The sequence below is a fragment of the Massilia cellulosiltytica genome (assembly GCF_047325105.1).
GTDB lineage: Bacteria > Pseudomonadota > Gammaproteobacteria > Burkholderiales > Burkholderiaceae_D > Telluria > Telluria orientalis.
On the sequence record NZ_CP168562.1, the window covers coordinates 1,795,824 to 1,821,965 of the forward strand.

Genomic DNA, 26,142 nt, shown 5'->3' on the forward strand with positions numbered 1-26,142 from the left:
ACAAGGAATGATACTGCGAGTCAGTGCTTATTGGTGCAGCGCATTCAGTTGACGGGCGATGATGTCGTGGTTGAGCCACAGCACCGGTGCGATCTTCTCGGCGGCGCCGTGGAACATCAGCGGTCCGGTGCCTTCCAGCACGAGGGCCGACAGGTGGTCCGTGATCAGCGCCTTCTTGTCCGTGTGCAGCGACGTGATCTCGTCGGACGTGCCGATCATCAGGTCGGCCAGTTCCGGCGTGTTGTCCATCGGCCAGGCGTCGAAGTTGCGGAACGAGGTGCTGGTGGCGGTCTGCAGATACGCTTCCAGCTTGTCGAGGATCGATTGCAGCGAGACGCCTTCGCCCAGCAGGCCCTGGCAGATGTCCCATTGCTCCTGTGCCCATGCGCCGCCACCTTCCTTCTTGAGGGCGAGCAGCAGCGGGAACAGCGACAGTTCCACGCCGACGAAGATGTCGGACGAGTTCGTGCGGATTTCCGGGCAGTTGAACACGGTGGCGGTGACGCCCTGGGCCCAGGCGGCCTCGGCGATCGACTCCAGGCGCATCTTGGCATAGCCCTGCGTGTAGTTCGTGTAGGTCTGCCACACGTACTCGCCGCCGATCAGGATCTCGGTGCCGTGGTAGCCGTACGCCGTGTAGCGCACCTGGCCGCCCTTGGCTTCCACGCGCGCGCGGATGGCGGCGGACGCATCGATCAGGTATTTCAGCGTGTTCGCCGACACTTCGTCGAAGTTCATCAGGATCAGCTTGCCCAGGTCGCTGTCGAGCAGGGCGCGCGACGACATGAAGCGGTCGCCGCGGCCTTTATAGATGCGGTTGGCGATGGCCAGGAAGGCCTTGATCTTCGGGATGCCGCCGGCCATCGTGTGGGCGAAGAACACGTTGGCGCCGTCCGGGATCAGCTTGTCGATCTCGGCCATGACGTCTTGCGCGGACTGCGTGAAGCGCTGCACGCCGGCGGTGCGGCAGGCTTCGATCTTGGTCCAGTCCAGCTTGTCTTCTTGCCAGCTTTTGAGGGTAATACCGGACAGCATCTCGGTCGGATTCTGCTCGCCCGGGGGCGCGTCCATGTCGAAACCGGCCATCAGGGGCACATTGATGATGCGGCCGCCCAGCTTGGCTTCCGCTTCCACGTGTTCTTCCGGCGTCAGGGCGCGCAGGGTGCCATCGTCGTTGCGGCGGCCGACGGTGATGCCGAGGATCGTCATGCCGGCGGCGCGCGCCTCGTCGATCAGGCCGTTCACATAGCCGCGGCCGAACAGTTCGCCGAACAGGACGAAGACGTCACCTTGGCGGAACAGATTCGCTTGCGGGATGTGCCTCAGGGCTTTGTATTCGGTCATATTAGTCGCTACTACTCTAAAGTGTGGAGGATGGACGTCGATGGTATTGCTCGCGTCCTATTTTTTTCTAAAAACAGCGCATTATACTGCTACCCGCGTGCGGGAATTGATAGTATTCTGGCAAGGTATTTATCTTTCCCTCAACCTATTCCCGTACAGGTGATCCATGAAAGCTGTCCTGCCTTGCGCTGCCTTGTCATTCATCCTGGCCGGGTGCGCCAGTACGAATGAGCCTGCCGCCGCGGACATGCCCGCGCCGGGCGCCGCATCCACATCGACGACGGACGCGGCCGCGCCGATCACCGGCAGCCGCATTCCGGCCAAACGCACCGAAAAGATGGTCAGCCAGATCGGCGGCAAGGACTACAAGGACAACAAGAGCTCGCTGATGGCGCCGCTGCAGAGCAACTAGCGCCACCGGCACGGCCCGCTTAGCGGATCCGCATGCCCGGCTGGGCGCCGCTCACCGGCTCCAGCAGATACAGGCCCGGATTCGCTTTTTCATCTTGCGCGGACGCGCACAGCACCATGCCTTCCGACACGCCGAACTTCATCTTGCGCGGCGCCAGGTTGGCCACGAGCACCGTCAGCTTGCCGATCAATTGCTCCGGCTGGTAAGCCGACTTGATACCCGAGAACACATTACGATAGCGGCCTTCGCCCACGTCCAGCGTGAGGCGCAGCAGCTTGCCTGCGCCTTCGACGTGCTCACAATTGACGATCTTCGCCACGCGCAGGTCGATTTTCGTGAAGTCGTCGATCGAGATTTCCGGTGCCAGTTCCTCGATGTCGGAGGCTTCCGGGGCCGGGGCGGCGGCGGTCTCGACGGCGGCGGCCGGCGCGGCAGCGGCCGGTGCCGGCGCGGGCTTGTCGAACAGGTCCTCGACCATCTTGGCATCCACGCGCTGCATCAGGTGGCTGTACGCACCGATCGTGCGGCCCAGCAGCGGGGCGTAGACGCCCTCGCCCTGGGTGTCTTCCCACGAGTACGCCTCGTCGCCGAGGAATTCACGCACGCGCGCGGCCACGTGCGGCAGCACCGGCGACAGCATGATCGTCAGCTGGCGGAACAGGATCAGCGCGGTCGTGCACACGTCGTGCAGTTCGGCCGATTTCGACTCGTCCTTGGCCAGGATCCACGGCTTGTTCTCGTCGACGTAGCGGTTGGCGACGTCGGCCACTTCCATGATTTCACGCAGCGCCTTGCCGAATTCGCGCGACTCGAAGTTCGCGGCGATGGCGGCCTGGCGTTCGCCATTCTCGCCATTGAGGGCGCGCGCGATCCAGCTCTTCGCATCGTCCGACAAGGTCGATGCCAGCTTGCCGTCGAAGCGCTTGGCGATGAAGCCGGCGCAGCGGCTGGCGATGTTCACGTACTTGCCGATCAGGTCGCTGTTCACGCGCGCGACGAAGTCCTCGCCCGTGAAGTCCAGGTCTTCGACCCGGGCGTTCAACTTGAACGCGAGGTAGTAGCGCAGCCATTCCGGATTCATGCCCAGCTGCAGGTAGCGCAGCGGCGAGATGCCCGTGCCGCGCGACTTCGACATCTTCTCGTTGTTCACGGTCAGGTGGCCGTGGACATTGACCTTGAGCTTGTCGATAATCGGGTGGCCCGAGAAATTCAGCATCGCCGGCCAGAACAGCAGGTGGAACGACACGATGTCCTTGCCGATGAAGTGCACTTGCTCGGCGGACGGATCGTTCAGGAACGCTTCGTAATCGATACCTTGCTTTTCGAAGTAATTCTTCAGGCTGGCGAGATAGCCGACCGGCGCGTCCAGCCACACGTAGAAGAATTTACCTGGCGCATCCGGGATCGGGATGCCGAAATAGGGCGCGTCGCGCGAGATGTCCCAGTCGGCCAGCTTTTCGCCGTTCTCGCCCAGCCATTCGGAGACCTTGTTGACCATTTCCGGCTGCAGGCGGCCCGGCGTGTTCAGCCACTCCTTCAGGAATTGGAAGCAGCGCGGGTCGGACAGCTTGAAGAAGTATTGTTCGGACGGCTTCAGGATCGGCGTCGAGCCCGTGAACACGGAGTACGGGTTGATCAGCTCGGTCGGCTGGTAGGCGGCGCCGCATACTTCGCAGTTGTCGCCGTACTGGTCCTTCGCGTGGCAGACCGGGCACTCGCCCTTGATGTTGCGGTCGGCCAGGAACATGCCCTTGGCCGTGTCGTAGAAGCGGTCGACGGTCTTTGTGTAGATCAGGCCGTTGTCGCGCAGGCGGCGGTAGATGCCCTGCGACAGGTCGACGTTTTCTGGCGAATCCGTGGAGTACCAGTTGTCGAACGCGATATGGAAGCCGTCCAGGTATTGCGCGCGGCCGGCCGCGATCTTCGCGACGAATTCCTGCGGCGTGACGCCTTCCTTCTCCGCGGCGATCATGATCGGCGTGCCGTGCGTGTCGTCGGCGCCGACGAAGTGCACGACGCGCTGCGCACCGGCGTCGCGCTGCATTCGCTGGAAGCGGACCCAGATGTCGGCCTGGATGTATTCCATCATGTGGCCGATGTGAAAGGCAGCGTTGGCGTAGGGCAGGGCGGTGGTGACGAACAGCTTGCGTGTCATGGTCGAAGGGTGAGGTTGTCGAGGAAAAAAAGCATTTTACCAGCGGATGACCCCAAGCGCGCAGGGGGTACTTCGTGCATTTGCCGGCCTGACAACAGGGGATACCGTGTTTTGCGCTAAACTTGCGCATCACATCCGGAGAACCCAATGAGCATCACTGTAGATGACGTCAAGGCCGCCCTGGCCGCTGTCGTCGATCCCAACACCCATAAAGATTTCGTCACCTCCAAGGCAGTCAAGAACGTCCAGGTCGACGGCGGCAACGTCGCCCTCGACATCGAGCTCGGCTATCCGGCGAAGAGCCAGGTCGCGGGCATCCGCGCGGCCGTCGTCGACGCGCTGCGCAAGCTTCCGGGCGTGGACAACGCCAGCGTCAACGTCACGAGCAAGATCCTGTCGCACGCCGTGCAGCGCGGCCTGAAGGTGATGCCGAACGTGAAGAACATCATCGCCGTCGCGTCCGGCAAGGGCGGCGTCGGCAAGTCGACGACGGCCGTCAACCTCGCGCTGGCGCTGGCCGCCGAGGGCGCCGCGGTCGGCCTGCTGGACGCCGACATCTACGGCCCGTCGCAGCCGATGATGCTGGGCGTGAACGGCCGTCCGCAGAGCCTGGACGGCAAGACGATGGAGCCGCTGGAAAACCACGGCGTGCAGGTGTCGTCGATCGGCTTCATGATCGATCCGGACGAGCCTATGGTGTGGCGCGGCCCGATGGTCACGCAAGCCCTGCAGCAGCTGCTGGAACAGACCAACTGGAAGAACCTCGACTACCTCATCGTCGACATGCCGCCGGGTACGGGCGACATCCAGCTCACGCTGTCGCAAAAGGTTCCGGTGACGGGCGCCGTGATCGTCACGACCCCGCAGGACATCGCGCTGCTGGACGCGCGCAAGGGGCTCAAGATGTTCGAGAAGGTCGGCATCCCGATCGTCGGCGTCGTGGAAAACATGAGCACCCACATCTGCTCGAATTGCGGCCACGTCGAGGCGATCTTCGGCGAAGGCGGCGGCCAGAAGATGTGCGAAGACTTCCATGTGGACTTCCTCGGCAAGCTGCCGCTGCAGCTGTCGATCCGCGAGCAGACGGATTCCGGTACGCCGACCGTCGTGGCGGAGCCGGATGGCGCCATCGCCGCGATCTATAAGGAGATCGCGCGCAAGGTGGCCGTGAAGGTGGCGGAGCAGTCGAAGGATATGTCGGCGAAGTTTCCGACGATCGTCGTCAAGAACGATTAACCTACCGTCGTCCCCGCGAAAGCGGGGACCCATACTGAGCTTATCGAAGTGGCGCAGTATGGATTCCCGCTTGCGCGGGAATGACGTTGTTTTGATTTCCGGTTTATTTTGCGTATCGAAGCAATCCGCACCCGCCTGCGCGCCCTCGGCGCCCGGCCCCTGCACGAAGACCGCGTGCTGCGCGACTGGGTCCGCGTGATGGACCACGACCGCGGCCGCCGCCGTCCCGACGACTTCCTGCCGAAGCCCGTGCGCGAAGCGCTGCCGCAGCTGGATGCGGAACTGGACGCGCTCGCCCGCGTCATCAGCACGCACCCCGCGGACGACGGCTCGGCCCGCCTGCTGGTCGGCCTCGCCGATGGTCAGACGGTGGAATCCGTGTTGCTGCCGCGCGATGGCGTGTGCGTATCGAGCCAGGTCGGGTGCGCGGTCGGCTGCCAGTTCTGCATGACGGGTCAAAGTGGCCTGATCCGGCAGGTGACAAGCGGCGAGATCGTCGCCCAGGTCGTGCTGGCGCGCCGCCTGCGGCCCGTCAAGAAGGTCGTGTTCATGGGCATGGGCGAGCCCGCCCACAACCTCGACAATGTCCTGGAAGCCATCGAGCTGCTGGGCGTCGAAGGCAATATCGCGCACAAGAATCTCGTGCTCTCGACGGTGGGCGATCCGCGCGTGTTCGAGCGCCTGCCGCAAGGCCGCGTGAAACCGGCGCTGGCACTGTCGCTGCACACGACCAAGACGGACCTGCGCGCACGCCTGCTGCCGCGCGCACCGCGCTTCGCGGCGCGCGAACTGGTCGACGAGGGCGAACGCTATGCGCGCCTGACCGGCTATCCGATCCAGTACCAGTGGACCTTGCTGGACGGCGTCAACGACGGGCCGGACGAACTCGAAGCCCTGGTAGACCTCTTGCGCGGCAAGTATGCCGTGCTGAACATGATCCCCTACAACACGAATCCCGGGCTGCCGTTCCGCCGGCCCGACTGGGACAAGGCGCGGGCTATCGCCGCCTGGCTGTTCGAGCGGGGCATCCTGACCAAGTTGCGCGACTCGGCCGGGCAGGATGTCGACGGCGGCTGCGGCCAGTTGCGGGCGCGCGCCACCGGCGAACAGACCGTCACGTTGCGTCGGACGGCGGCCGCAGCGTAAATGTCGCGACCGGTTCGACCGCCGCGCTCGACATATACCAGTCGTTGATCACGAGCTGCAGGCTGCTTGCCCGCATGGTCCCGAGCGGCACGTCGCGCATCGCCCCCAGCACAGCGGCCAGTCGCGCCGGATCGGCGGGCGGGGCGACGAAGCGCAGCACCGTCGAATGCGCGGTGACGAGCCGGTAGCGCTGGTCCAGTGTGCCGTCGAGCCCCCGTGCGCGCAGCGCGTCGCGCAGGCGCGCACGCAGCCGTTCCAGTGTGCCGTCGCGCGGGAATCCCTTGGCCAGCACGGCGCCGCGCGAGATCGTGATGCCTTCGAAGCCGATCTCGAACGCCGCCAGGTCGTCCAGTGCCGCGCGCGCGGCCGCCGCATAATCCGCGCGCCGGGCCAGGTGCGGTGCGTAATCTTCCGTGACCGTGAACAGCGACAGCACCGTCATGTGCAGGTCGGAAAGGGGTTGCCGGTACTGGCGCGGGTCGGCGGCGAGCAAGGCGTCCTGCACGGCTTCGAAGCGGGCCGCCAGCGCCGCGTCGGGACGCGCGACCAGCGTGAGGCCGCGGCGCGGATCGAGGCCGCCGGCCAGGTGCAAGTCGCACTCGACGTCGCCGCGGGAGACGTCCGGCCAGGCGCGGTCCCACATGGCGTCGTAGTGGGCGCGCAGATCGGGTAAAGAAGAATCGCTCATCCGGGCGATTCTATGCCACGCGTGCGATACCCGTCTCGACCTGGCGTGCGCGTACCTGGTTGCGGCCGCCCCGCTTGGCGTCGTACATCAGGTCGTCCGCGACGGCGATCAGCGATTGCGGCGTGATGGCCTGGTGCGCCGCGAAGTCGGCGCCGGCGACGCCGAAGCTGGCGGTCGTGGCCAGCGCGGTGTCGCCGTACGGGATGCGTTCGGCGGCGAACGCGGCGCGGACACGCTCGGCCAGTTCGACGGCGCCGTCCAGCCGGGTCTCCGGCAGGATGATCAGGAATTCCTCGCCGCCGTAGCGCACGACGGTGTCGATGGATTCGCGCGTCATGGCCTGTAACAGGTCGGCGAAGCGGAGCAGCAACTCGTCGCCCGCGTGGTGGCCGTACGTGTCGTTGATGGCCTTGAAGCCGTCCAGGTCGCACATGATCAGCGACAGGCTCAAGCGGTAGCGCCGCGCGCGGGCGATCTCGCCGTCGAGCAGGGCCGCATTCAGGTGGCGCCGGTTGTAGCAGCCGGTCAGCGGATCGCGCACGGACAAATTCGTCAGCACCTGGCGCGTGCGATATTGCTCGCGCCACAGGCGCGCGTGGCGGTTCGCGGCGACGGCGCCGAAGGCGTTGGCGAACAGGACCAGCATCGTCATCGACACGAGGTGGCGCGTCGTTTCGAGGTGCTGGATCCACGCCAGCGCGACGAACACGAGGCTGGAACCCAGCGCGATGGCGACCGACGTGCGCAGGCGGTTCGGGATGAAGATCAGGATCACGACGGCCATGAGGCCGACGGACGTGCCGTGCAGCAGCGTGTCGGCCGGGCGGCGCCAGGCGACGAACATATAGGTGAGCATCCCCAGCAATGTGAACACGCTCGCCACCCGGTACGCGGCCTTGACGGGCGTGGCGGCGCGGCGCGCATGGCGCAGGCCGGCCCAGGCGAAGACCGGCACGACGGCGCGGGCGAGCAGGGACGGGATGGCGCCCTGCAGGCCCAGCGCCAATACGTCGGCCACGCTGAACATCAGGTAGAACAGCGAGCACACGATCAGGGCGCGGCGCAGGTCGCGCAGGATCGTCGGCGCCTGCTCGTGCAGGAAGCCGGCTTCCGTCGCCGCGCAGACGAATTCGCCGCGCAGGCGCGCAATGGCAGCGGTGCTCGGGTCGCTCGTCATGGGTAGAGTGATATATGCATGAGATGGAAAAGCCGGACGAGACTGTAGCCAAAACTTTAATTTCTGTAAAGTAATTTTCAGTCATCGTGAGTAACCATGTCGCAGGATCGCTTGCCCCCCCATTGCCGGGCCTCGCGGTAAAATAGCCGCTTCATTACTATTCATGCGTTCCCTTCGCATCCGACCATGACCGTCCGTACCCGTTTCGCTCCCAGCCCGACCGGCTATCTCCATCTCGGCGGCGCGCGCACCGCGCTGTATTCGTGGGCTTATGCCCGCCATTTCGGCGGCACCTTCGTCCTGCGCATCGAAGACACCGACCTGGAGCGCTCGACGCCGGAAGCCGTGCAGGCGATCCTGCAGGGGATGGAATGGCTGGGCCTCGCGCACGACGAAGGCCCGTTCTACCAGATGCAGCGCATGGACCGTTACCGCGAGGTGGTGAAGGGCATGCTGGAAGCCGGCACGGCCTACCTGTGCTACTGCTCGCCGGAAGAAGTGGAAGCGATGCGCGAGCGCATGCGCGCCGCCGGCGACAAGCCGCGCTACGACGGCACCTGGCGCCCGGAACCGGGCAAGGTGCTGCCGCCCGTGCCGGAAGGCGTCAAGCCCGTCGTGCGCTTCAAGAATCCGCTGGACGGCGAAGTCACGTGGCACGACGTCGTCAAGGGCCCGATCACCATCGCCAACAAGGAACTGGACGACCTCGTGATCGCCCGTCCGGACGGCACGCCGACGTATAACTTCTGCGTCGCCGTCGACGACTGGGACATGAAGATCACGCACGTGCTGCGCGGCGACGACCACGTCAACAACACGCCCCGCCAGATCAATATCCTGCGCGCGCTGGGCGCCGAACTGCCGCAGTACGGCCACCTGCCGATGATTCTCGGCCCGGACGGCCAGAAGCTGTCCAAGCGCCACGGCGCCGTCAGCGTGATGGAATACCCGGAGCAGGGCTATCTGCCGGAAGCGATGTTGAACTACCTGGCGCGCCTGGGCTGGAGTCACGGCGACGACGAGATCTTCTCGATGCAGCAGTTCACCGAGTGGTTCAACCTCGACCACCTGACCGCGTCGGCCGCGCAGTTCAATCCGGAAAAGCTGGGCTGGCTGAACAACCACTATATCAAGCAGGCCGACAACGAGCGCCTGGCCGGTCTCGCGCGTCCGAAGATGGAGCGCGAAGGCGCGGTGTTCGACGGCGCGCCGCCGCTGGCCGCCGTACTGGGCCTCATGAAAGAGCGCACCAACACGATCAACGAACTGGCAGACGCCGCCATGCTGTTCTACCGCGAGCCGAAGCCGGACGCGGCGCTGCTGGCCCAGCACCTGACGGACGTCGTGCGTCCCGCGCTGGCCCAGTTCGCCGAGCGCCTGCGTGACGTGGAATGGACCAAGCCTGCGCTGTCCGCGATGATGAAGGAAGTGCTGGCCGCGCACGGTCTCAAGATGCCGCAACTGGCCATGCCGCTGCGCCTGCTCGTCACCGGTCAACTGCAGACGCCGGCCATCGACGCGGTGCTGGAATTGTTCGGCCGTGACACTGTGCTTGCCCGAGTGAACAAGGGGTTGTGACTATTTGCGTAATGCAAGTGCGTCCGCTATAATGCTCGCACTTCAGCGCTGCGGGGGTATAGCTCAGCTGGGAGAGCGCTTGCATGGCATGCAAGAGGTCAGCGGTTCGATCCCGCTTACCTCCACCAACTCTGAAGTGCAGTATGTCGTAGTCCAGGTCCCCATCGTCTAGAGGCCTAGGACATCACCCTTTCACGGTGAGTACCGGGGTTCGAATCCCCGTGGGGACGCCAGATTCGGCAGCGACGTTGAAAAACGACGTAAGCAGTAAATGTAGTGTGTTATAGTGCTGTTTTCCCGTAGGGGGTATAGCTCAGCTGGGAGAGCGCTTGCATGGCATGCAAGAGGTCAGCGGTTCGATCCCGCTTACCTCCACCAAGCAGGGAAAAACAGAGTAACACAGTGCAGTCCAGGGTCCCCATCGTCTAGAGGCCTAGGACATCACCCTTTCACGGTGAGTACCGGGGTTCGAATCCCCGTGGGGACGCCAAGATTTGATTGGCCTGTCGCAGTAGAGTTGCAAGGAAGCCGCCTTGAGCGGCTTTTTTATTAGTAAGTCGGGGTCAGAGCCCGCCCGTTAAATTGGGGCTCTCACCCCGAAGCGGGAATTTGGGGGTATAGCTCAGCTGGGAGAGCGCTTGCATGGCATGCAAGAGGTCAGCGGTTCGATCCCGCTTACCTCCACCAAGAATACGTAGTAGCAAAGTTCAGGTCCCCATCGTCTAGAGGCCTAGGACATCACCCTTTCACGGTGAGTACCGGGGTTCGAATCCCCGTGGGGACGCCAGTTTTGATGTAAGATGCCTGCGATAAGGCATAGCGGTAAAAGTTCCAGGGTCCCCATCGTCTAGAGGCCTAGGACATCACCCTTTCACGGTGAGTACCGGGGTTCGAATCCCCGTGGGGACGCCAAGAATACGGCAAGCAGTAGTAAAAACAGTTTTAGGTCCCCATCGTCTAGAGGCCTAGGACATCACCCTTTCACGGTGAGTACCGGGGTTCGAATCCCCGTGGGGACGCCAGTCAAAGACCGGAGCAGACCACCCGCACATGCGGAAAGGTGCTCCGGTTTTTCTTTGGGTCCGCGACCATGCACAACGATCAACGCTCCACGACTCTCGCCATCTTCTGCAAGGTGGTCGACAACTTCGGCGACATCGGCATCTGCTGGCGCCTCGCGCGCCAGTTCCACCGCGAGCATGGCATCGCGGTGACCCTGTGGGTCGACGACCTCGCCAGTTTCCGCCGCATCTGGCCGGGCGTGTCCGTCGATGCCGGCGAACAGGTGGTCGACGGCGTGCGCGTTCTGCACTGGCGCGACCAGGACGGCGTCTACGCGCCGGCCGACGTGGCCGACATCGTCATCGAATTCTTCGGCGTCGACATCCCGCCGGGCTATGTCGCCGCGATGGCCCAGTGCGAGCCGCGGCCCGTGTGGATCAATTACGAAGGCCTCAGCGCCGAGGAATGGGTCGAGGGTTGCCACGCGCTGCCGTCGATGCATCCGCGCCTGAAGCTGACGAAGCATTTCTTCTTCCCGGGTTTTACGGACAAGACGGGCGGCCTGCTGCGCGAACGCGATCTGCTCGACGCGCGCGACCGCTTCCAGGCCGACGCGGCGGCGCGGGCGGATTTCCTGGCGCGGCTGGGCGTCGGAAAGGACGAGATGGCCGCGCTGACGGTCAGCCTGTTCTGCTATCCGCACGCGCCGGTGGCGGCGCTGTTCGCCGCGTGGCAGGCGGGGGATCGTCCGGTGACGTGCCTCGTGCCGCAAGGTGTCGCACACGAGCAGGTGGCGGCGTTCGTCGGCGCCGACGCGGTGGCGACGCACGGCAATCTCACGGTCCGCACCATCCCGTTCCTGTCGCAGGACGATTACGACCGCCTGCTGTGGGCGTGCGACGTGAACTTCGTCCGGGGCGAGGATTCCTGGGTGCGCGCGCAATGGGCTGGGCGACCATTCATCTGGCACATTTATCCGCAAGATGAAAACTTGCATCATGTTAAACTCCGCGCGTTCCTGCAAAAGTACGCGGAGAACCTGGACAGCCTGATCGATTTTTCCCTGCGCTGGAATGGCGTGGAAGGTGATGCGCCGGCCGCTTGGCCGGCCCTGTGGACATCGCTGCAAGCCAGTTTGCCAACGATACGCTCACGCGATGCCGAGTGGCAGGCGCGGATGTCGGCGAATGGCGACCTGGTGCGCAACCTGCTGGATTTCGCCCGGTCGCTGCGGTAGGCGACGGGCGAGGAACATGGTATCATGCTTGATTACTGCAACTCATTTTTAGGTTAAAACCCTCCTATGAAACCCGCAAAAGAAATCCGTGTCGGCAACATCATCATGGTTGATGCCAAGCCTTTCATCGTGCTGCGCTCCGACGTCAATGGCTCGAGCCGCACGGGCTTCACGTACAAGTGGAAGATGAAGAATCTTCTCACCAACGCACCGCTGGAAAACGTGTTCCGCGGCGACGACAAGTTCGACGTCGTCGTCCTGGACAAGAAGCCGGTGACCTACTCGTACTTCGCCGACCCGCTGTACGTCTTCATGGATGAAGAGTACAACCAGTACGAAATCGAAGAAGAAAACCTGGGCGACGCCATCAACTACCTGAAAGACGGTATGGAATGCGAAGCCGTGTTCTACGACGGCAAGGCCATCTCGGTCGAACTGCCGATCACCATCGCACGCCAGATCATCTACACGGAACCGGCCGTCAAGGGCAATACCTCGGGCAACGTCCTGAAGGAAGCCAAGCTCGAAAACGCCATCGAGTCGAAGCAGTTCACCATCCAGGTGCCGCTGTTCGTCAACCAGGACGACGTCATCGAGATCGACACCCGTACCGCCGAGTACAAGAAAGTCGTCCGCAACTAAGCCGACCGCTCTCTGAAAAAAACGCTGTCCATCGGGCAGCGTTTTTTTTCGTCGATACGTCCGGCACACGTGCATGTCATATAAGCAAGATGCTGTTATGCTGGCGCATTCTCGAGGAGGACGCATGGATCGCAGGGATTTCGTTCGACTGGGACTGGCGGCGAGCGCCGCGGCCGGCGTGACCGCCACGGCGACGGGCAAGGAACTCGATGCCGTCCTGGACGCCGGCGTGCGCGAGCAGCAGGCGCTGATGGAAACGGGCAAGCTGACGTCGAAGACGCTCGTGCAGCGCTACCTCGCGCGCATCGCGGCCGTCGACAAGGCCGGGCCGCGCCTGAACGCCGTCATCGAACTGAATCCCGACGCCGCCAGGATCGCCGCCGACCTCGATCGCGAGCGCAAGGCCGGCAAGGTGCGCGGCCCGCTGCACGGCATCCCCGTCCTGTTGAAGGACAATATTGCGACGGGCGACAGGATGAGTACGAGCGCCGGCTCGCTCGCGCTGGACGGCGTGCGCGCCACGCGCGATGCGTTCGTCGCGGCGCGCCTGCGCACGGCCGGCGCCGTCATCCTCGGCAAGACGAACCTGTCCGAATGGGCGAACATGCGCTCGACGCATTCCGTCAGCGGCTGGAGCGGACGCGGCGGCCAGACGCGCAACCCGTATGCACTCGACCGCAACACGAGCGGTTCCAGTGCCGGCTCGGGCGCCGCGATGGCGGCCGCGCTCGCCACGCTCGCCATCGGCACGGAGACGGACGGGTCGATCGTGTCGCCGGCATCGATCTGCGGCATCGTCGGCATCAAGCCCACGTTGGCCCTCGTCAGCCGCAGCGGCATCATCCCGATCGCGCATTCGCAGGACACGGCCGGCCCCATGACGCGCACCGTGGCCGACGCCGCGCTGCTGCTCGCGGCCATCGCCGGCGCCGATCCGGACGACGCCGCCACGGGCACCATGCAGGGCAGGCCGGCCGATTACGCGGCGGCCTTGCGGACGGACGGCCTGCGCGGCCGCCGCATCGGCGTCGCGCGCAATTTTTTCAATAGCCCGGCCGTGAACGCCGTGATCGAAGCCGAGCTGGCCATCCTGAGCGCGCAGGGCGCGACGCTCGTCGACGTGCAGGTGCCCAACGTCGACAAGTACGGCGACTCGGAACTGGAAGTGCTGCTGTCCGAATTCCGTCCCGACCTGGAGGCATACCTGGCCGGCTACGCGCCGCACGCGTCCGTGAAGACGATGGCCGACGTGATCGCGTTCAACGACAGGCACGCCGCGCAGGAACTCCGCCACTTCGGCCAGGAACACCTGATCGCGGCGGCGGCCCGGCCGGGCCTCGACGCCAGGGCCTACCGCGACGCACTCGCCAACAACCATCGCTACAGCCGCGACGAGGGCATCGACCAGATCCTGCGCGAGGAAAAGCTGGATGCGCTGGTCGCGCCGACGGGCGGCACGGGCTGGCTGACCGACTACATCAACGGCGACCACGACGGCCCCAGCTTTTCGTCGCCCGCGGCGGTGGCCGGCTACCCGCACGTGACGGTCCCGGCCGGCTTCGTGCACGGGCTGCCCGTCGGGCTGTCGTTCGTCGGCGGCGCCTGGAGCGAAGCGGCGCTGATCGCGATGGCCTATGCCTACGAGCAGGCGAGCCAGCGGCGCCGCGCGCCCACGTATCCGGCGTCCGTCAACCCGCGCGCCTGACCCACGCGAACGCGCAGATCGACGCCGCCAGTGCGCAGGCGGCGCATACGACCATCGCCACGTGGAACGGCGCCAGCAGTGCGCGGCCTTGCGCCGTCAGCACGACGCCCAGCAGCGCCGTCGCGATGAGCCCGCCGCCGCGCGCGACGGCGCTGTTGAAGCCGGACGCGACGCCCGTGTGATGGGCGTCCACGGACGACAGCACGGCCGTCGTCAGCGGGGCGGCCACGCACGCCATGCCGACGGCGATGACGAGGATGGCGGGCAGCACGGTGGTGGCATAGCCGCCGTCGCCGATGCGCGTGCCCAGCAGGAATCCGCCGGCGACGATGAGCGCGCCGATCGATAACGGTAGCCGCGACCCGTGGCTGCCGGCTACCTTGCCCATCAATGGCGAACCGATCGCGAGGACGATGGGAAACGGCAGCAGCGCCGCGCCCGCCTGCTTCGCCGAATACTGCAGCGCCTGGATCAACACGAACGGCACGAGCAGCATCAGCGCGCCGAGGGCGCCGTAGAGCAGGAACGTCATCAGGTTCAGGCCGGAAAAGCCGCTCGATCCGAACAGTTTCAATGGCAGCATCGCCTTGTCGCCCGCCCGCCGCTCCGCCCACAGGAACCCCAGCAGCACGAGCACGCCGGCCGCCATCGCGCCGCCGGATGCCGCCGTCACGCCCTTGTCGGCCGATGCCGCGGCCAGGCCCCACGTCAAGCAGCCCAGGCCGACGCTGGCCAGCAGCGCGCCGGCCGGATCGAGCGCGACGGGCTTCTCGCCGCGCGGCACGCGCACGTAGCGCCAGCCGAGGAACATGGCCACTGCCGCGATCGGCAGGTTAATGTAAAACACCGCGCGCCAGCCCACCGTGTCGATGAGCCAGCCGCCGAGCAGCGGCCCGATGGCACCGGCCGCCGCGCCGGCCGCGGCCCAGATCCCGATGGCCTTGCCGCGCGCCTTGCCGTCGAATGTGGCGCCGAGGATCGCCAGGCTGTTGGGCAGCAAGAAGGCTGCGCCTATGCCTTGCAGCACGCGCCCGCCGACGAGCAGCCACAGCCGTGGCGCCCACGCGCACAGCAGCGAGGCCAGCGCGAACGTCGCGATGCCGGCGAGCAGGATGCGGCGCCGGCCGTAGCGGTCGCCGGCCGCGCCGCCCAGCAGAAGAAGCGAACTCAAGGGGAGAAGATAGCCGCTCACGACCCACGACAGGTCCGCGCCCGCGCCGCCCAGGTCGCGGCCGATGGCTGCCAGGCCCACGTTGACGACGGAGCCGTCGATGAAGGCGAGGCTGCTGGCCAGGATCGACGTGGCCAGCACCAGGTGCGGGTGGTCGGTGTGGCCGCTCGTCGGCGTACTATCGGCCAGCGGGCGATCGCAATGGGCCGGCAGCGCGCTCACGTTCTAGCGCGGCGTTGCCGCCTGCTTGGCCTTCGTGAAGACGGGCCCCCACAGCGGATGGCCGTGCTCGCCCGGTGCCAGGTCGAACGACGGGTCGAGGCGCAGTGCGCGGTCGAACGCCTGGCGGCACGGACCGGGGCGCGACGTCACGCAATAGCTGAACGCCATGTATTTCAAGGCCGTGAGGCGCGTGGCGAGCGGGCCGTTGTTCACGTCGCGCGCGGACAGGCGCCGGATCGCACCGTTGTAGTCGCCGTCGTTGTACAACCGGATGCCTTCCTGCAGGCCCGCGCTGGGCGTCGACACGTCGTCGCGCTCGCGCGGTTTTTCCTTCGGCCGCGCCGGGGCTTCGCGCACTGCCGGGGTGTCCCGCTCCACCGCCGCCGCCTTCGGATGGCTGGGACTGCGTGCCGGCTTCTTGTCGAAGCCGGGCAGGTCGGCACAGCCGCCGAGGAGGGCGGCCGCCGCGGTCAGCAGGATGGCGTGGGCGAAGCGGTGGGTATTCATTGGTCTCCGGTCGTGGGGCATCAGGGTTCCGCCGTGAAGTCGACGGTGATCTGGCCGTCGCTGCTCGCCGTATCGACCTCGAGCACGCGGTCGTGGAAGTTCGGGTTCGTCACGCGGATCGTGTGGCGGCCGGGTGCCAGCACGAGGCGCTTGACGGGTGGACTCACGCCGCGGTCGACGTCGTCAACGTAGACGACGCCCCATGGCTGGATCTGCAACTTGTAGAGGTTGCCGTTCGGCGTGACGACGACACCGGGCAGCCGGGTGTCCGGCGCGGACTGGGCCTGGCCGGCGACGATGGGCGCGGCCGGGTTGGCGGGCGTTTGCGGCACGGCCGCCGGGCTCGCTGCCGGCGAATCCGGTGCGACATAGCCCTCGCCACTGTCCAGTGCGCCCGCGGCCGCGGCGCCGGTCGCGACGGACGGTTTATCGGCCTGCTGGGGCAACGTGAGCACGACGTGGTCGAACGAGCCCGAATCGCGCATTTCCGCGAACATGGCGAGCGCCAGCGCGATGAGGACGGCGCCGCCGCCGGCCGCGACGGCCCAGCGTTGCCAGCGGTTCAGGTTCAGGCTTCGGCGTGGGCGCTCGGCGGTCTGCATGAACGCGGGTGGCGCGGCTGCGGGCGGCACGGCTGCGGGTCGCACGGCTGCGGAACCGAGGTCGGGCGCGGGTGCGGGCGCAGGCGCGGGCGCGTCGGGAGGCATCGGCGGCGTCATGTGCGACGCCACCGCGGCCCCGACGGGCGGACCGAGCGGGACGATGCCGAGCAGGTCGCGCAGCTGTTCGATGCTCTGGGGGCGGCGCGCCGGGTCGGAATCCATGCAGCGGTCGACGGCATTCACGAGCGAATCGCTGTAGCCCTCGGCCCGGCCGGCCAATGGGCCCATGGGTGCGAGCTCGCGCGTGATGGCGTAATGGATGATGCGTGCCAGCGCGTTCAGGTCATCGGCCTCCTGTGCTTCCGGCGGACCGAAGTCGGTGGGAATCAGCAGCGGCTCGCCATTCTCGTGGAACACGATCGTGTCGGGCGTGATGGCGCGATGCGGCATGTGCATCGCGTATTGCAGTTCGAGCGACTGCAGGATCTGGCGAAGGATCTTGCGGCACCAGACTTCGTTGACCTGTTCGGGACTGTACTCGACGATGTCCCTGACGGTGCGGCCTTCGAGGTGCTGCTGCTCCGGTCCGATGGTAGTTAGGCTGGTCATTTTGCTAAGGCATGGGCTTGGCAAAATCATGCCAGATTTGTAGCGCCGGTGCCCGTGCACAACTCAACCGTGCGCGCCTGTTACAACTGTTACAAGCGCGACCTGTCGACGATCAGTCGTCGATGAAGCGCATCTTGAAGTGCCGGCCCTTGATGGTGCCGAAATCCGGTCCCAACGGGTTGGCGCCGTTCAGCCGGTCGAACGCCTGCTGCGCGACCCGGCGGTCGAGCGCGACGTAGCTGACGAATTCGAAGATGGCGATCTTGCCGACCTGCTCCTTCAGCAGGCCCGCGTCGCCGGTGAGGGCACCCAGCAGGTCGCCCGGCCGCAGCTTGTCCTTCTTGCCGCCGGATACGCACAACGTGATCATCGGCGCGGGGTCGACCGCACCGTCGTCGTCATCCAGTTCGCCGAGTGCATGCCACTCGGCCGTGAAGCCCTGTGCGTCCTCGATCAGCTTGACCCAGCGCTTTTCGTTCGGCGCACACAGCGACAGCGCGAGGCCGTTCGCCCCCGCGCGTCCCGTGCGGCCAACGCGGTGCACGTGCACTTCCGGATCCTTGGACACGTCGACGTTGATGACGGCTTCCAGCCCCGCGATGTCGATGCCGCGCGCGGCCACGTCGGTGGCGACGAGCACCGCGCAGCTGCGGTTGGCGAAGCGCACGAGCGTCTCGTCGCGCTCGCGCTGTTCCATTTCGCCGTACAGTGCGAGCGCGGAAAAGCCCTGCGCGCGCAGGGCGTCCGCGACTTCGCGGCAGCGCGCCTTCGTGTTGCAGAACGCGATCGCGGACACGGGCCGGTGATGGCGCAGCAGCCGCGCGACGGCATCGACGCGGCCGTCGAAGCCGATCTCGTAGAAGCGCTGCTCGATGCGGGCCGGCGCGTGCGCCGTGTCGACGGCGACCTCGAGCGGATCGCGCAGGAAGCGCGCGGTGGCGGCGCGGATGTCGTCGGGATACGTCGCGGAGAACAGCAGGGTCTGGCGATGCGCGGGGCATTCGCGCACGATGGCCGCGATCTCGTCGTAGAACCCCATGTCCGTCATGCGGTCGGCCTCGTCCAGCACGAGGGTGCGCAGGCGCGCGAGGTCGAGCGTGCGGCGCTGCAGGTGGTCGCGGATGCGGCCCGGCGTGCCGACGGCGATGTGCGCGCCGAATTCCAGGGACGCGATCTGCGGACGCATCGAGATGCCGCCCGTCAGCACGACGACCTTGACGTTGCCGATGCCGCGCGCCAGGCGGCGCAGCTCGTTCGCGACCTGGTCGGCCAGCTCGCGCGTGGGGCACATGACGAGGCCCTGCACGGCGAACAGGGTCGGGTTCAGCTTCAGCAGCATGCCGATGCCGAACGCGGCCGTCTTGCCGCTGCCCGTCTTGGCCTGCGCGATGAGGTCGCGGCCTGCGAGTGCGAGCGGCAAGGTGGCCGCCTGCACGGGCGTCATGTCCTTGTAGCCGAGCTGGTCGAGGTTGGCGAGGAAGGGGGCTGCGAGCTGCAGCGAGGAAAAGGTGGTGTCGGACATGGTGTCGGCGTTTCGTTGGCGCGACGAACCGGTGTTCATGTCGCGTGCTTCAGGGTGCCGGCTTCCAGACAGGCAAGCCGGTAAGGTCCAGATCGGGATCGTGTTTCCAGACCGGCAGGCCGGTCGCATCTGTTTCTGCCAGGTTCATCAGCATCAGCTGTTCCTGTTTCTGTGCCGTGCGGCGCGCCCGGGGACGCTTGGCTGCCGCCGGAACTGCGGACGGAGACGAAGAAAGAGCCGCGGCGTCATCGTCGTGCGGCGCCGGCTCGAAGCCGGGCAGGTCGAAGGTCGCGTTGTCTTTCTTGTCTCTCATGCGCTGCGCTGGCCCAGAAAACAAAAGCCCGGCTACAAGAGTCGGGCTTGTTGTTACGGTATTTGGTTGCGGGGACAGGATTTGAACCTGTGACCTTCGGGTTATGAGCCCGACGAGCTGCCAGACTGCTCCACCCCGCGTCTGAGTACGCTATTTTAACCCGATCGGCGCCGGAGCGCAAATCGGGTTGTCGATTCATTAGCCAGCCACCCGCAGGCGCCACAGCGACGTCACCTCGGCCATGCGTGCCGCGGCCAGCGGATCGTCGGGATCACTGGCCTTCGGGTGCGTGGGGCGGATGTCGTGGCGGCCGGCGACGTCCAGCCCCGCCTCGGTGATCCAGCCGAGCAGTTGATCGCGCGACCGCAGGCCCAGGTGCTCGGCCAGGTCGGACAGGATGAGCCAGCCTTCGCCGCCATCGCGCAGGTGCTCTTTCAATCCCGCGAGGAAACCTTTCAACATGCGGCTGTCGGGATCGTAGACGGCGTATTCGATGGCGGAGCTCGGCTTGCCCGGCAGCCAGGGCGGATTGCAGACGACGAGGTCGGCGCGGCCCTCGGGATACAGGTCGGCGCGCACGATCTCGACCTGGCCGGCGAGACCCAGGCGCTCGACGTTGGCACGGGCGCAGCCGAGCGCGCGCTCGTCCACGTCGGTGGCGAGCACGCCCTGCATGCCGCGATGCGCCAGCACGGCCGACAGCACACCGGTACCGGCACCGATGTCGAACGCGAGCGTCGCGCCGGCCGGCAACGGCGCCTGCGCGACGAGTTCGACATATTCACCGCGCACCGGCGAGAACACGCCGTACCACGGGTGGATGCGCTCGTCGAGGGCGGGAATGAACACGCCCTTGCGGCGCCACTCGTGCGCGCCGATCACGCCCAGCAGTTCGCGCAGCGAGGCGACGTACGGTTCCGTCGCCCCACCGTAGGCTTCCGTGCACGCTTCGCGCACGTCGGGCGCGCGGCGCAGCGGGACGCCGTGGTCCGCGTCGAACGGCACCAGCAGCATGGCCAGCGTGCGCGCGCGCTGCAGTTGCGCGAGGCGGTGGCGGTGGAATTGTTCGGTGAGCGACGCCGGCGCCTTGCCGGCCTTGGCGCGTTTGGCGCGCGAACCTTTATGGTCGACGCGGCGCACGAGCGCCTGCAGCAGCTGGCGCGCGTTCTGGAAGTCCCCGCGCCACAGCAGCGCCGTGCCGTCCAGCGCGTGGCGCCAGGCCGCGTCGGCGCTCATCGTGTCGTCCGCGAGCACGACCTTCTTCGGCGCCGGCCAGCCGCTTTCCGAGCGCCAGCGCGCCGAGCGTTCCTCGCCGTGTTCGATCCAGTGGATGCGCACCGCGCCGTCGGGAGTCGTCATCGCGCGTCCGATCAATGGTGGTGGTGCCAGTGGAGTTCGTTCGACTCGACGAAGGATTTCACGGCGTCCGGGTTGCCGGTCGCGTGGCGCTTGATTTCGCCGCATTCGCAAATGCCCTGGTAGGGCTGGATGTGCGAGCAGGCGGACACTTTCTGCAGGGCGACCTTGACCGGCTTGGCGCATTTGGCGCACTTGAAGGTCAGGAAACGGGCGGGTTTGTTCATGATGAAAGATAGCGATGAATCAAAGGAAGGGGCGCATTTTAGCACTGCACGGTCACGGCACTGCTCCCCCCGCCGGCCGGCCGGACGAGCACCTTGGTGGCGATGCGTTCCGTCATCTCCTGCACGTGCGAGATGACGCCGACCTTGCGGCCCAGCGACTGCAACGCGTCCAGCGCATCCATCGCGACGCCCAGCGTATCACTGTCCAGGCTGCCGAATCCTTCGTCGATGAACAGCGATTCCACCTTGACGCGGTTCGACGACAGCGAGGCGAGGCCCAGCGCGAGCGCGAGCGACACGAGGAACGACTCGCCGCCGGACAGGGAGTTTACGGAGCGCACTTCGCCGCCCATGTCCTGGTCGCGCACCATCAGCGCCAGCGACGGGCCGGCCGTGCTGACGACGCGCTCCAGGCGGTAGCGCCGCGCCAGCTGGGCCAGGTGGGTGTTGGCATAGCCGAGCAGCACGTCGAGCGTGAATTGCTGGGCGTAGTTGCGGAATTTCTTGCCGTCCGCGGAGCCGATCAGTTCCGCCAGCTTGGCCCACCGGTCCTCGACGGCGCGCTGGCGCTCGATCTCGGCCATCATCGAGCGCGCCCGCTCGCGCCGCTGCTCGTCCTCGCGGATGCGCATGGCGAGGCTCGCCGCCGCTTCGTGCGCGGCATCCCGGTCGGTCTGGGCGCGGCGCAGGGCGGCCGCGACCGAGTCGGCGTCCTGGCCCTGCGCGGTTGCCTGCTCAGCTGCCTGCTCAGTTGCCAGCTCAGTTGCCAGCTCAGTTGCCAGCTCAGTTGCTTGTCCCGTGGCGAGCGCGCCGTCCCCGGCCTGCGCATCCGGCTGTTCGACGTCTGCCTGCGCCGGCGCCACGTCTTCGCGCAACCGTTCATGCTGTTCGCGCTGCGCACGGCGTTCGGCCAGCACGGCCGTCGCCTGGCGCAGGGCCGCGTCCAGTTCCTGCAGGGCCGCGCGTTCCTGGGCGATCCAGCCCGCGCCGACCTGGAGCAGGGCCGCGAGCTGCTGTTCGTTGGCCACGCTTTCCAGTGCCGGATCGCTGCCGTCGAACTCATGGATCCAGTGCGCGAGGCGCTCGCCGGCGTCGGCCAGTTCGCCCTGCAGGTCGGTAATGCGGCGCGCGGCCAGCGACTGCGCTTCGCGTACCCGCGCTTCCGCCTGCGCGGCCAGCAGGCTCGCGGCCTGGCAGGCGTTCACGGTGTCGCGTGCCGCGTTCACGGCACCCACAAGCTGTTGCTCGACGTCGCGCGCGGCGCGGCCGTCGAACAGTTCCGCACGTTCGACGCGGCGCGCGGCCAGGTCCGCATCCAGGCGGGCGAATTCGGCCTCCGCCTCGACGAGGCGCCGGCCGGCATGCTCCGTGCGCGTGGCCAGCGCGGCGTGCTCGGCGTCGAGGGTGCCGATGGCGCCCTGCAGCCGCGCAAGGCGTGCCGCCTGGTCATGCCATTCGCGCGCCTCGTTCGCGCGGACCTGGCGCCAGCCGGCGGGGTCGCGCTGCCATTGACTCTGCCAGCCGTCGCCGCACGCTTCCGCCAGCACGGGGTCCAGTTCGGCGAGCAATTCGGCCAGCGTGGCCGCGGCCGCTTCGCGCCGCGCGGCCAGCGCGGCGATGTCGGCATCCAGCCGCGCCAGCGTGCCTTGCGCCGTCTGCGCCGCGTCGAGCAGGCGCGCGTGTTCGCGGTTGGCCTGGTCCCAGGCCTGCTGGGCGGCATCGCGCGCGAGTTCGGCGCGGCGCAGGTCGCCGTCGCGTGTCTCGAGTTCTTCGTACGCCTTGCGCAGCGCGGCCTGTTCGGCCGCCAGCCAGCGGCCGCGCGCGTCGGTGCCCGCGTCGCTGTCCGGCGCGTCCGCCGCGAGCGAATTGTCGGCCCATTCCGCATCCAGCTGGGCGAGCGCGGCGGCGAGGCTGTCGCGTTCGCGTGCCAGCGCCGCCAGCCGTTCGCCGGCAGCATCGTACGCGGCCCGCTGGCCAGCCTGCTGGTCGACGTTGGCGCGCTGTTCGGCGCGGCGCGCGGCCAGTTCGGCGGACAGCTCTTCCAGCACGGCATGCAGCCGGTCGTCCTGGTGCCGGTAGGGGTGTTCCGTGCCGCCGCACACGGGGCAGGCGTTGCCGTCCACGAGCGTGGCGCGCAGCTTTTCGACGCCGTCGGCGCACGCCAGCTGGGCCGTCTTCAGCATGCGCTCGGCCTGGGTGACGGCCGCGTCCAGCGCAATGCCCGCGGTGCGCGCGGCGTCGAGTCCTTCCTGGGCTTTCGCCTGCGCCTGGGTGGCCTGGGTGGCCTGCGCATCGAGGTCGGCCAGGCGGCCGCGCTGGGTACGCAACGCCTGCCACGTGTGGTCGAGCGAGGCGAGGTGTTCGCGCCGCTTGTCGAGCGTGCGGCGTTCGGCGCGCAGGGCGTCGGCGTCGATGCCGTCGAGCGCCGCGGCTGCCTGCTTGCGCGCCGCTTCGCGCACGGCAAGGAGTTCGACGGAAGCCGACAGCGCGTGCGCCGTGCGCTGCGCCATCGCGGCGGCTTGTTCAGCGCCGGCGCGGGCCGCGTTCAGGGCCTGGGCGCTGGTGGCGTCCTGGCGCGCGGCCTGCTCGGCCTGGGCCAGGCGCTGGTCCCAGCGCGTCCATTGGGTGGCGAGCAGTTCGCGGGTGCCGTGCGCGGCGAGCCAGCCCGTCGCGTCGTGCAGCGCGCGCCGGCTCGCTTCCAGTTCGTCCGCCTTGGTCCGCAGGGCGGCCTGGGCCTGCGTCGACTCCGTGCGCACGCCGTCCTGCGCCGCGCGCGCCTTCGCGTGGGCGGGCGCGAGCGTGTCCAGCGTGGCGTCGAGGGCTTTCGCGCGGTCCAGCTGCGGCGCGGCCGCGCGCTGCGCGTCCTCGGCAGCTTCCAGCTTGCGTTCGGCCTCCATCAGGCCGCGTGCGGCCTGTTGCTGCGCATCGAGGGCACGTGCCAGTTCGTGTTCGCTGCCGGCCAGTCGGGCCTGCACCTGGCGCTGTTCGCCGGCCAGGCGGTTCAGGTCGGCGACGAGGGCGCGTGCCGGTTGCACGGCGTCCAGCGTGGCCAGCCGGCGCCGGCGGTCGGCAGCGGCGTCGGCCTCGGCGCGGGCCCGGCCCAGCGCGCCGTCCGCCTGGGTTTCGGCCGCGCGCAGCCGGTCCAGTTCCTGGTACCAGCGCAGGTGACGTTCCAGCGCGGCGCGGCGCGTCTCGGCCGTCGTCAGCGCGGCCTGGGCGGCGGCATGGTCGGCGTCGAGCTCGGCGCGCGCGTCCGGGCCGAGCGGCGCCTGGTCCTGCAGGCGCGACGTCAGGCGGCGCATGGCTTCCTGCTCCACGCGCCAGCGCTCGTAGGCGCGGCGCGAGATGTCGCTGTAGACGGCGCTGCCCGTCAGCGTTTCCAGCAGCTCGCCGCGCTCGTTCTCGTCGGTGCGGAGAAAGGCGGAGAATTCGTTCTGTGCGAGCAGCACGGAGCGTGTGAACTGTTCGAACGAGAGGCCGATGCGGCGTTCCATTTCTGCCAGCACCTCCGTCTTCGTGCCGCCCAGCGGTTGCAGGCCCGGCAGTTGTTGCAGGCTCATCGTGGACGGCTGCAGGGCGCCGGCCGCGCGGTTGCGCGAGCGCCGTACGCTCCAGCGCGCCCGGTAGCGCTGCTCGTCGTTGCCGACGAAATCCACTTCGGCGAACGCGTCCGCCGTCCCGCGCCGCATCAGCGTGCGGCGGTCGGCGACGGACAGCGTTTCGTCGCCGACGTCGGGCAGGTAGTTGCCCACGCGCGGCCCCTTGATGAGGCGCGGCGTGGCGTCGTACAAGGCCAGGCACAAGGCGTCCAGCAGGGTGCTCTTGCCGGCGCCGGTGGGGCCGCTGATCGCGAACAGGCCCGACGAGACCAGCGGTTCGTTCTCGAAATCGACTTCGAATTCGCCGGCCAGCGAGGCCAGGTTCTTGCCGCCGATGCGCAGGATCTTCATGCGGCCTCCCGGTTCCCGGCGGTGCCATCCGTCGGCAGCAGCAGTTCCGTGAATGCGGCCAGCTGGTCGTCCGGCGCGTCCTCGCCGAAGCGCTGTTGCCACAGGCGGCGGAAGATGTCGTCCGGCTGCAGCTGGGCGAGCTGGTCGAGGCTCAGCGCGGGTTCCACGCCGGCCGTCGTGACCACGCGGCGCGTCGGTTCGATCTTCGCCAGGCGCACGGGCTTGCCTGCCAGTGCCGCCTCGACCTGCGCGCGCAGGCCCGGCTCGGGCGCGTCGAGCAGAACGCGCACTTCCAGGTAGGGCCAGACGTCGCGCGGCAGGTCGGGCAGGTCGAGGGCGACCAGTTCCGCGATCGCCTGCTTGACGGGCGCCGGGCTGGCCGGCACGCGCAGCAGTTCGACGGAGCGCGGCACGTGCAGCGGTTCGATGGCGGCGGCGCGCGGGCCGTCCAGGTCGATGCGCAGCACCTGGTGCTTGTAGCCGACCTCGGCGAACGACAGGGGGAGCGGGCTGCCGGAATAGCGCAGGTGCTCCTGCTGGCCGACCCGCTGGGCCAGGTGCAGGTGGCCCAGCGCGGCATACGCGACGTCCGGGCCGAACATCGACGCGGGCAGGGCCTCGGTGCCGCCGATAACGATGCGGCGTTCCGAGTCCGGCGACGCATCCCCGCCGACCATGTGGCAATGGCCCATCGCGAGGATCGCCTGGCCCTCGGTGGCCCGGGCGCGGGCCAGGTCGTACGTCTGCTGGTAGAGCAGGCGGATCCCGGCCAGGTAGGCGTCGAACGCATCGTCGCCCGCTGCCTGCGACGCGACGCGCGGCACGTCACCCGGCCGCAGGAACGGGATCGCGACGCACCAGGCTTTCACCGCACCGTCCTTGCCGGTCAGCGGGACGATGAAGCGCTCCAGGTCGATGCTGCCTTCGGCGTCGCGCATGACGTGGCCCACGACGCGCGTGCCGTGCGCTTCCAGCAGCGGCCCAGGCGCCTCCAGCCGGCCCGGCGAGTCGTGGTTGCCGGCGATGATGACGATGTCCAGCTGCGGCATGCGTGCCCGCGCCTGCTGCAGGAAGCGGTACAGCTGGCGCTGCGCTACGGCGGACGGGTTCGAGGTGTCGAATACGTCGCCCGCGATCAAGAGGGCGTCCGCTTCCTCGGCGACGATCGTGTCGAGCAGCCAGTCGAGGAAGCACTGGTGTTCGTAGGTCCGGTCGAAATTGTGCAGGGTCTGGCCGAGGTGCCAGTCCGATGTGTGCAGCAGCCGCATGGTCGTTAAGAAATCCGCAACAGTGGTTGAACCTGGGCGCCAACTATATCGCATGGAACGAGATACTGTAAAA

General features: G+C 67.4%; 20 protein-coding genes and 9 tRNA genes. 15 read left to right on the top strand and 14 right to left on the bottom strand.

Annotated features, from left to right (window positions below; genetic code table 11):
• Positions 1-27: 27 nt before the first annotated feature.
• On the bottom strand, positions 28-1,344 hold the full coding sequence (locus tag ACEN9H_RS08030) for an enoyl-acyl carrier protein reductase FabMG (protein WP_413674333.1): 1,317 nt from the start codon (positions 1,342-1,344) through the stop codon (positions 28-30).
• A gap of 166 nt (positions 1,345-1,510) precedes the next feature.
• Here ACEN9H_RS08030 and ACEN9H_RS08035 point away from each other — a divergent pair, with 166 nt between their 5' ends.
• Positions 1,511-1,756 (top strand): hypothetical protein, encoded by a 246-nt coding sequence (locus tag ACEN9H_RS08035; protein WP_156650961.1) that lies wholly within the window; start codon positions 1,511-1,513, stop codon positions 1,754-1,756.
• A gap of 19 nt (positions 1,757-1,775) precedes the next feature.
• Here ACEN9H_RS08035 and metG read toward each other — a convergent pair whose 3' ends face one another.
• On the bottom strand, positions 1,776-3,911 hold the full coding sequence (metG, locus tag ACEN9H_RS08040) for a methionine--tRNA ligase (RefSeq protein ID WP_413674334.1): 2,136 nt from the start codon (positions 3,909-3,911) through the stop codon (positions 1,776-1,778).
• A 147-nt stretch (positions 3,912-4,058) separates the two neighbouring features.
• On the opposite strand from metG, the gene apbC reads away from it, so the two are divergent.
• On the top strand, positions 4,059-5,147 hold the full coding sequence (gene apbC / locus ACEN9H_RS08045; RefSeq protein ID WP_413674335.1) for an iron-sulfur cluster carrier protein ApbC: 1,089 nt from the start codon (positions 4,059-4,061) through the stop codon (positions 5,145-5,147).
• Positions 5,148-5,255: 108 nt separating this feature from the next.
• Positions 5,256-6,293: an RNA methyltransferase gene (locus tag ACEN9H_RS08050; RefSeq protein WP_413674336.1), complete on the top strand. Its 1,038-nt coding sequence runs from the start codon at positions 5,256-5,258 to the stop codon at positions 6,291-6,293.
• Here ACEN9H_RS08050 and ACEN9H_RS08055 read toward each other — a convergent pair.
• Positions 6,262-6,981, bottom strand: a complete 720-nt coding sequence (locus ACEN9H_RS08055; protein ID WP_413674337.1) for a 2'-5' RNA ligase family protein — start codon at positions 6,979-6,981, stop codon at positions 6,262-6,264. The two genes, ACEN9H_RS08050 and ACEN9H_RS08055, sit on opposite strands and share 32 nt — an antisense overlap.
• A 10-nt stretch (positions 6,982-6,991) precedes the next feature.
• On the bottom strand, positions 6,992-8,158 hold the full coding sequence (locus ACEN9H_RS08060) for a diguanylate cyclase (protein ID WP_413674338.1): 1,167 nt from the start codon (positions 8,156-8,158) through the stop codon (positions 6,992-6,994).
• Between the two features lie 186 nt (positions 8,159-8,344).
• Here ACEN9H_RS08060 and gltX point away from each other — a divergent pair, with 186 nt between their 5' ends.
• The 12 genes from gltX to ACEN9H_RS08120 all read left to right on the top strand — a co-directional run bounded on the left by gltX (position 8,345) and on the right by ACEN9H_RS08120 (position 14,322).
• Positions 8,345-9,736: a glutamate--tRNA ligase gene (gltX, locus tag ACEN9H_RS08065; RefSeq protein WP_413674339.1), complete on the top strand. Its 1,392-nt coding sequence runs from the start codon at positions 8,345-8,347 to the stop codon at positions 9,734-9,736.
• A 52-nt stretch (positions 9,737-9,788) separates the two neighbouring features.
• Positions 9,789-9,864: transfer RNA gene (locus ACEN9H_RS08070), tRNA-Ala, on the top strand.
• Between the two features lie 29 nt (positions 9,865-9,893).
• Positions 9,894-9,969 (top strand) — tRNA-Glu (locus tag ACEN9H_RS08075).
• Between the two features lie 69 nt (positions 9,970-10,038).
• Positions 10,039-10,114, top strand: a tRNA-Ala gene (locus ACEN9H_RS08080).
• Positions 10,115-10,150: 36 nt separating this feature from the next.
• A tRNA-Glu gene (locus ACEN9H_RS08085) sits at positions 10,151-10,226 on the top strand.
• Positions 10,227-10,347: 121 nt separating this feature from the next.
• A tRNA-Ala gene (locus tag ACEN9H_RS08090) sits at positions 10,348-10,423 on the top strand.
• Positions 10,424-10,447: 24 nt separating this feature from the next.
• Positions 10,448-10,523, top strand: a tRNA-Glu gene (locus tag ACEN9H_RS08095).
• A 49-nt stretch (positions 10,524-10,572) separates the two neighbouring features.
• Positions 10,573-10,648 (top strand) — tRNA-Glu (locus ACEN9H_RS08100).
• A 34-nt stretch (positions 10,649-10,682) separates the two neighbouring features.
• Positions 10,683-10,758 (top strand) — tRNA-Glu (locus ACEN9H_RS08105).
• Between the two features lie 68 nt (positions 10,759-10,826).
• Positions 10,827-11,975: an elongation factor P maturation arginine rhamnosyltransferase EarP gene (earP, locus tag ACEN9H_RS08110; RefSeq protein ID WP_413674340.1), complete on the top strand. Its 1,149-nt coding sequence runs from the start codon at positions 10,827-10,829 to the stop codon at positions 11,973-11,975.
• A 66-nt stretch (positions 11,976-12,041) separates the two neighbouring features.
• Entirely contained in the window at positions 12,042-12,617 is a 576-nt protein-coding gene (locus ACEN9H_RS08115; RefSeq protein ID WP_056137248.1) for an elongation factor P, read from the top strand.
• 124 nt (positions 12,618-12,741) lie between these two features.
• On the top strand, positions 12,742-14,322 hold the full coding sequence (locus ACEN9H_RS08120) for an amidase (protein WP_413674341.1): 1,581 nt from the start codon (positions 12,742-12,744) through the stop codon (positions 14,320-14,322).
• Here the strand turns inward: ACEN9H_RS08120 and ACEN9H_RS08125 are convergent.
• The 10 genes from ACEN9H_RS08125 to ACEN9H_RS08170 all read right to left on the bottom strand — a co-directional run bounded on the left by ACEN9H_RS08125 (position 14,306) and on the right by ACEN9H_RS08170 (position 26,069).
• Positions 14,306-15,715: an MFS transporter gene (locus ACEN9H_RS08125; protein WP_413674342.1), complete on the bottom strand. Its 1,410-nt coding sequence runs from the start codon at positions 15,713-15,715 to the stop codon at positions 14,306-14,308. The two genes, ACEN9H_RS08120 and ACEN9H_RS08125, sit on opposite strands and share 17 nt — an antisense overlap.
• Positions 15,716-15,718: 3 nt before the next feature.
• A complete protein-coding gene (locus tag ACEN9H_RS08130; RefSeq protein WP_413674343.1) occupies positions 15,719-16,222 on the bottom strand; it encodes a TssQ family T6SS-associated lipoprotein in 504 nt (167 codons plus the stop codon).
• Positions 16,223-16,242: 20 nt separating this feature from the next.
• Positions 16,243-17,433 (bottom strand): hypothetical protein, encoded by a 1,191-nt coding sequence (locus tag ACEN9H_RS08135; RefSeq protein ID WP_413674344.1) that lies wholly within the window; start codon positions 17,431-17,433, stop codon positions 16,243-16,245.
• A 112-nt stretch (positions 17,434-17,545) separates the two neighbouring features.
• A complete protein-coding gene (dbpA, locus tag ACEN9H_RS08140; RefSeq protein WP_413674345.1) occupies positions 17,546-18,955 on the bottom strand; it encodes an ATP-dependent RNA helicase DbpA in 1,410 nt (469 codons plus the stop codon).
• 49 nt (positions 18,956-19,004) lie between these two features.
• The gene (locus ACEN9H_RS08145) at positions 19,005-19,268 is read right to left on the bottom strand and encodes a hypothetical protein (protein WP_056137253.1); all 264 of its coding nucleotides are present in this window, start codon (positions 19,266-19,268) and stop codon (positions 19,005-19,007) included.
• Between the two features lie 63 nt (positions 19,269-19,331).
• A tRNA-Met gene (locus tag ACEN9H_RS08150) sits at positions 19,332-19,408 on the bottom strand.
• Positions 19,409-19,466: 58 nt separating this feature from the next.
• Positions 19,467-20,627 (bottom strand): methyltransferase, encoded by a 1,161-nt coding sequence (locus tag ACEN9H_RS08155; RefSeq protein WP_413674346.1) that lies wholly within the window; start codon positions 20,625-20,627, stop codon positions 19,467-19,469.
• Between the two features lie 11 nt (positions 20,628-20,638).
• Positions 20,639-20,851, bottom strand: a complete 213-nt coding sequence (locus ACEN9H_RS08160) for a hypothetical protein (RefSeq protein WP_056137254.1) — start codon at positions 20,849-20,851, stop codon at positions 20,639-20,641.
• A 38-nt stretch (positions 20,852-20,889) separates the two neighbouring features.
• Entirely contained in the window at positions 20,890-24,801 is a 3,912-nt protein-coding gene (locus tag ACEN9H_RS08165; protein WP_413674347.1) for an AAA family ATPase, read from the bottom strand.
• Complete coding sequence (locus ACEN9H_RS08170; RefSeq protein ID WP_413674348.1) at positions 24,798-26,069, bottom strand: exonuclease SbcCD subunit D C-terminal domain-containing protein; 1,272 nt, start codon at positions 26,067-26,069, stop codon at positions 24,798-24,800. Before ACEN9H_RS08170 ends, ACEN9H_RS08165 begins: the two co-directional genes overlap by 4 nt.
• Positions 26,070-26,142 lie beyond the last annotated feature (73 nt).

Coding starts and splice junctions, on each gene's coding strand:
- ACEN9H_RS08030 (WP_413674333.1), bottom strand. CDS start 1,344: ATGACCGAATACAAAGCCCTGAGGCACATCCCGCAAGCGAATCTGTTC.
- ACEN9H_RS08035 (WP_156650961.1), top strand. CDS start 1,511: ATGAAAGCTGTCCTGCCTTGCGCTGCCTTGTCATTCATCCTGGCCGGG.
- metG (WP_413674334.1), bottom strand. CDS start 3,911: ATGACACGCAAGCTGTTCGTCACCACCGCCCTGCCCTACGCCAACGCT.
- apbC (WP_413674335.1), top strand. CDS start 4,059: ATGAGCATCACTGTAGATGACGTCAAGGCCGCCCTGGCCGCTGTCGTC.
- ACEN9H_RS08055 (WP_413674337.1), bottom strand. CDS start 6,981: ATGAGCGATTCTTCTTTACCCGATCTGCGCGCCCACTACGACGCCATG.
- ACEN9H_RS08060 (WP_413674338.1), bottom strand. CDS start 8,158: ATGACGAGCGACCCGAGCACCGCTGCCATTGCGCGCCTGCGCGGCGAA.
- gltX (WP_413674339.1), top strand. CDS start 8,345: ATGACCGTCCGTACCCGTTTCGCTCCCAGCCCGACCGGCTATCTCCAT.
- earP (WP_413674340.1), top strand. CDS start 10,827: ATGCACAACGATCAACGCTCCACGACTCTCGCCATCTTCTGCAAGGTG.
- ACEN9H_RS08115 (WP_056137248.1), top strand. CDS start 12,042: ATGAAACCCGCAAAAGAAATCCGTGTCGGCAACATCATCATGGTTGAT.
- ACEN9H_RS08120 (WP_413674341.1), top strand. CDS start 12,742: ATGGATCGCAGGGATTTCGTTCGACTGGGACTGGCGGCGAGCGCCGCG.
- ACEN9H_RS08130 (WP_413674343.1), bottom strand. CDS start 16,222: ATGAATACCCACCGCTTCGCCCACGCCATCCTGCTGACCGCGGCGGCC.
- ACEN9H_RS08135 (WP_413674344.1), bottom strand. CDS start 17,433: ATGACCAGCCTAACTACCATCGGACCGGAGCAGCAGCACCTCGAAGGC.
- dbpA (WP_413674345.1), bottom strand. CDS start 18,955: ATGTCCGACACCACCTTTTCCTCGCTGCAGCTCGCAGCCCCCTTCCTC.
- ACEN9H_RS08145 (WP_056137253.1), bottom strand. CDS start 19,268: ATGAGAGACAAGAAAGACAACGCGACCTTCGACCTGCCCGGCTTCGAG.
- ACEN9H_RS08155 (WP_413674346.1), bottom strand. CDS start 20,627: ATGACGACTCCCGACGGCGCGGTGCGCATCCACTGGATCGAACACGGC.
- ACEN9H_RS08160 (WP_056137254.1), bottom strand. CDS start 20,851: ATGAACAAACCCGCCCGTTTCCTGACCTTCAAGTGCGCCAAATGCGCC.
- ACEN9H_RS08165 (WP_413674347.1), bottom strand. CDS start 24,801: ATGAAGATCCTGCGCATCGGCGGCAAGAACCTGGCCTCGCTGGCCGGC.
- ACEN9H_RS08170 (WP_413674348.1), bottom strand. CDS start 26,069: ATGCGGCTGCTGCACACATCGGACTGGCACCTCGGCCAGACCCTGCAC.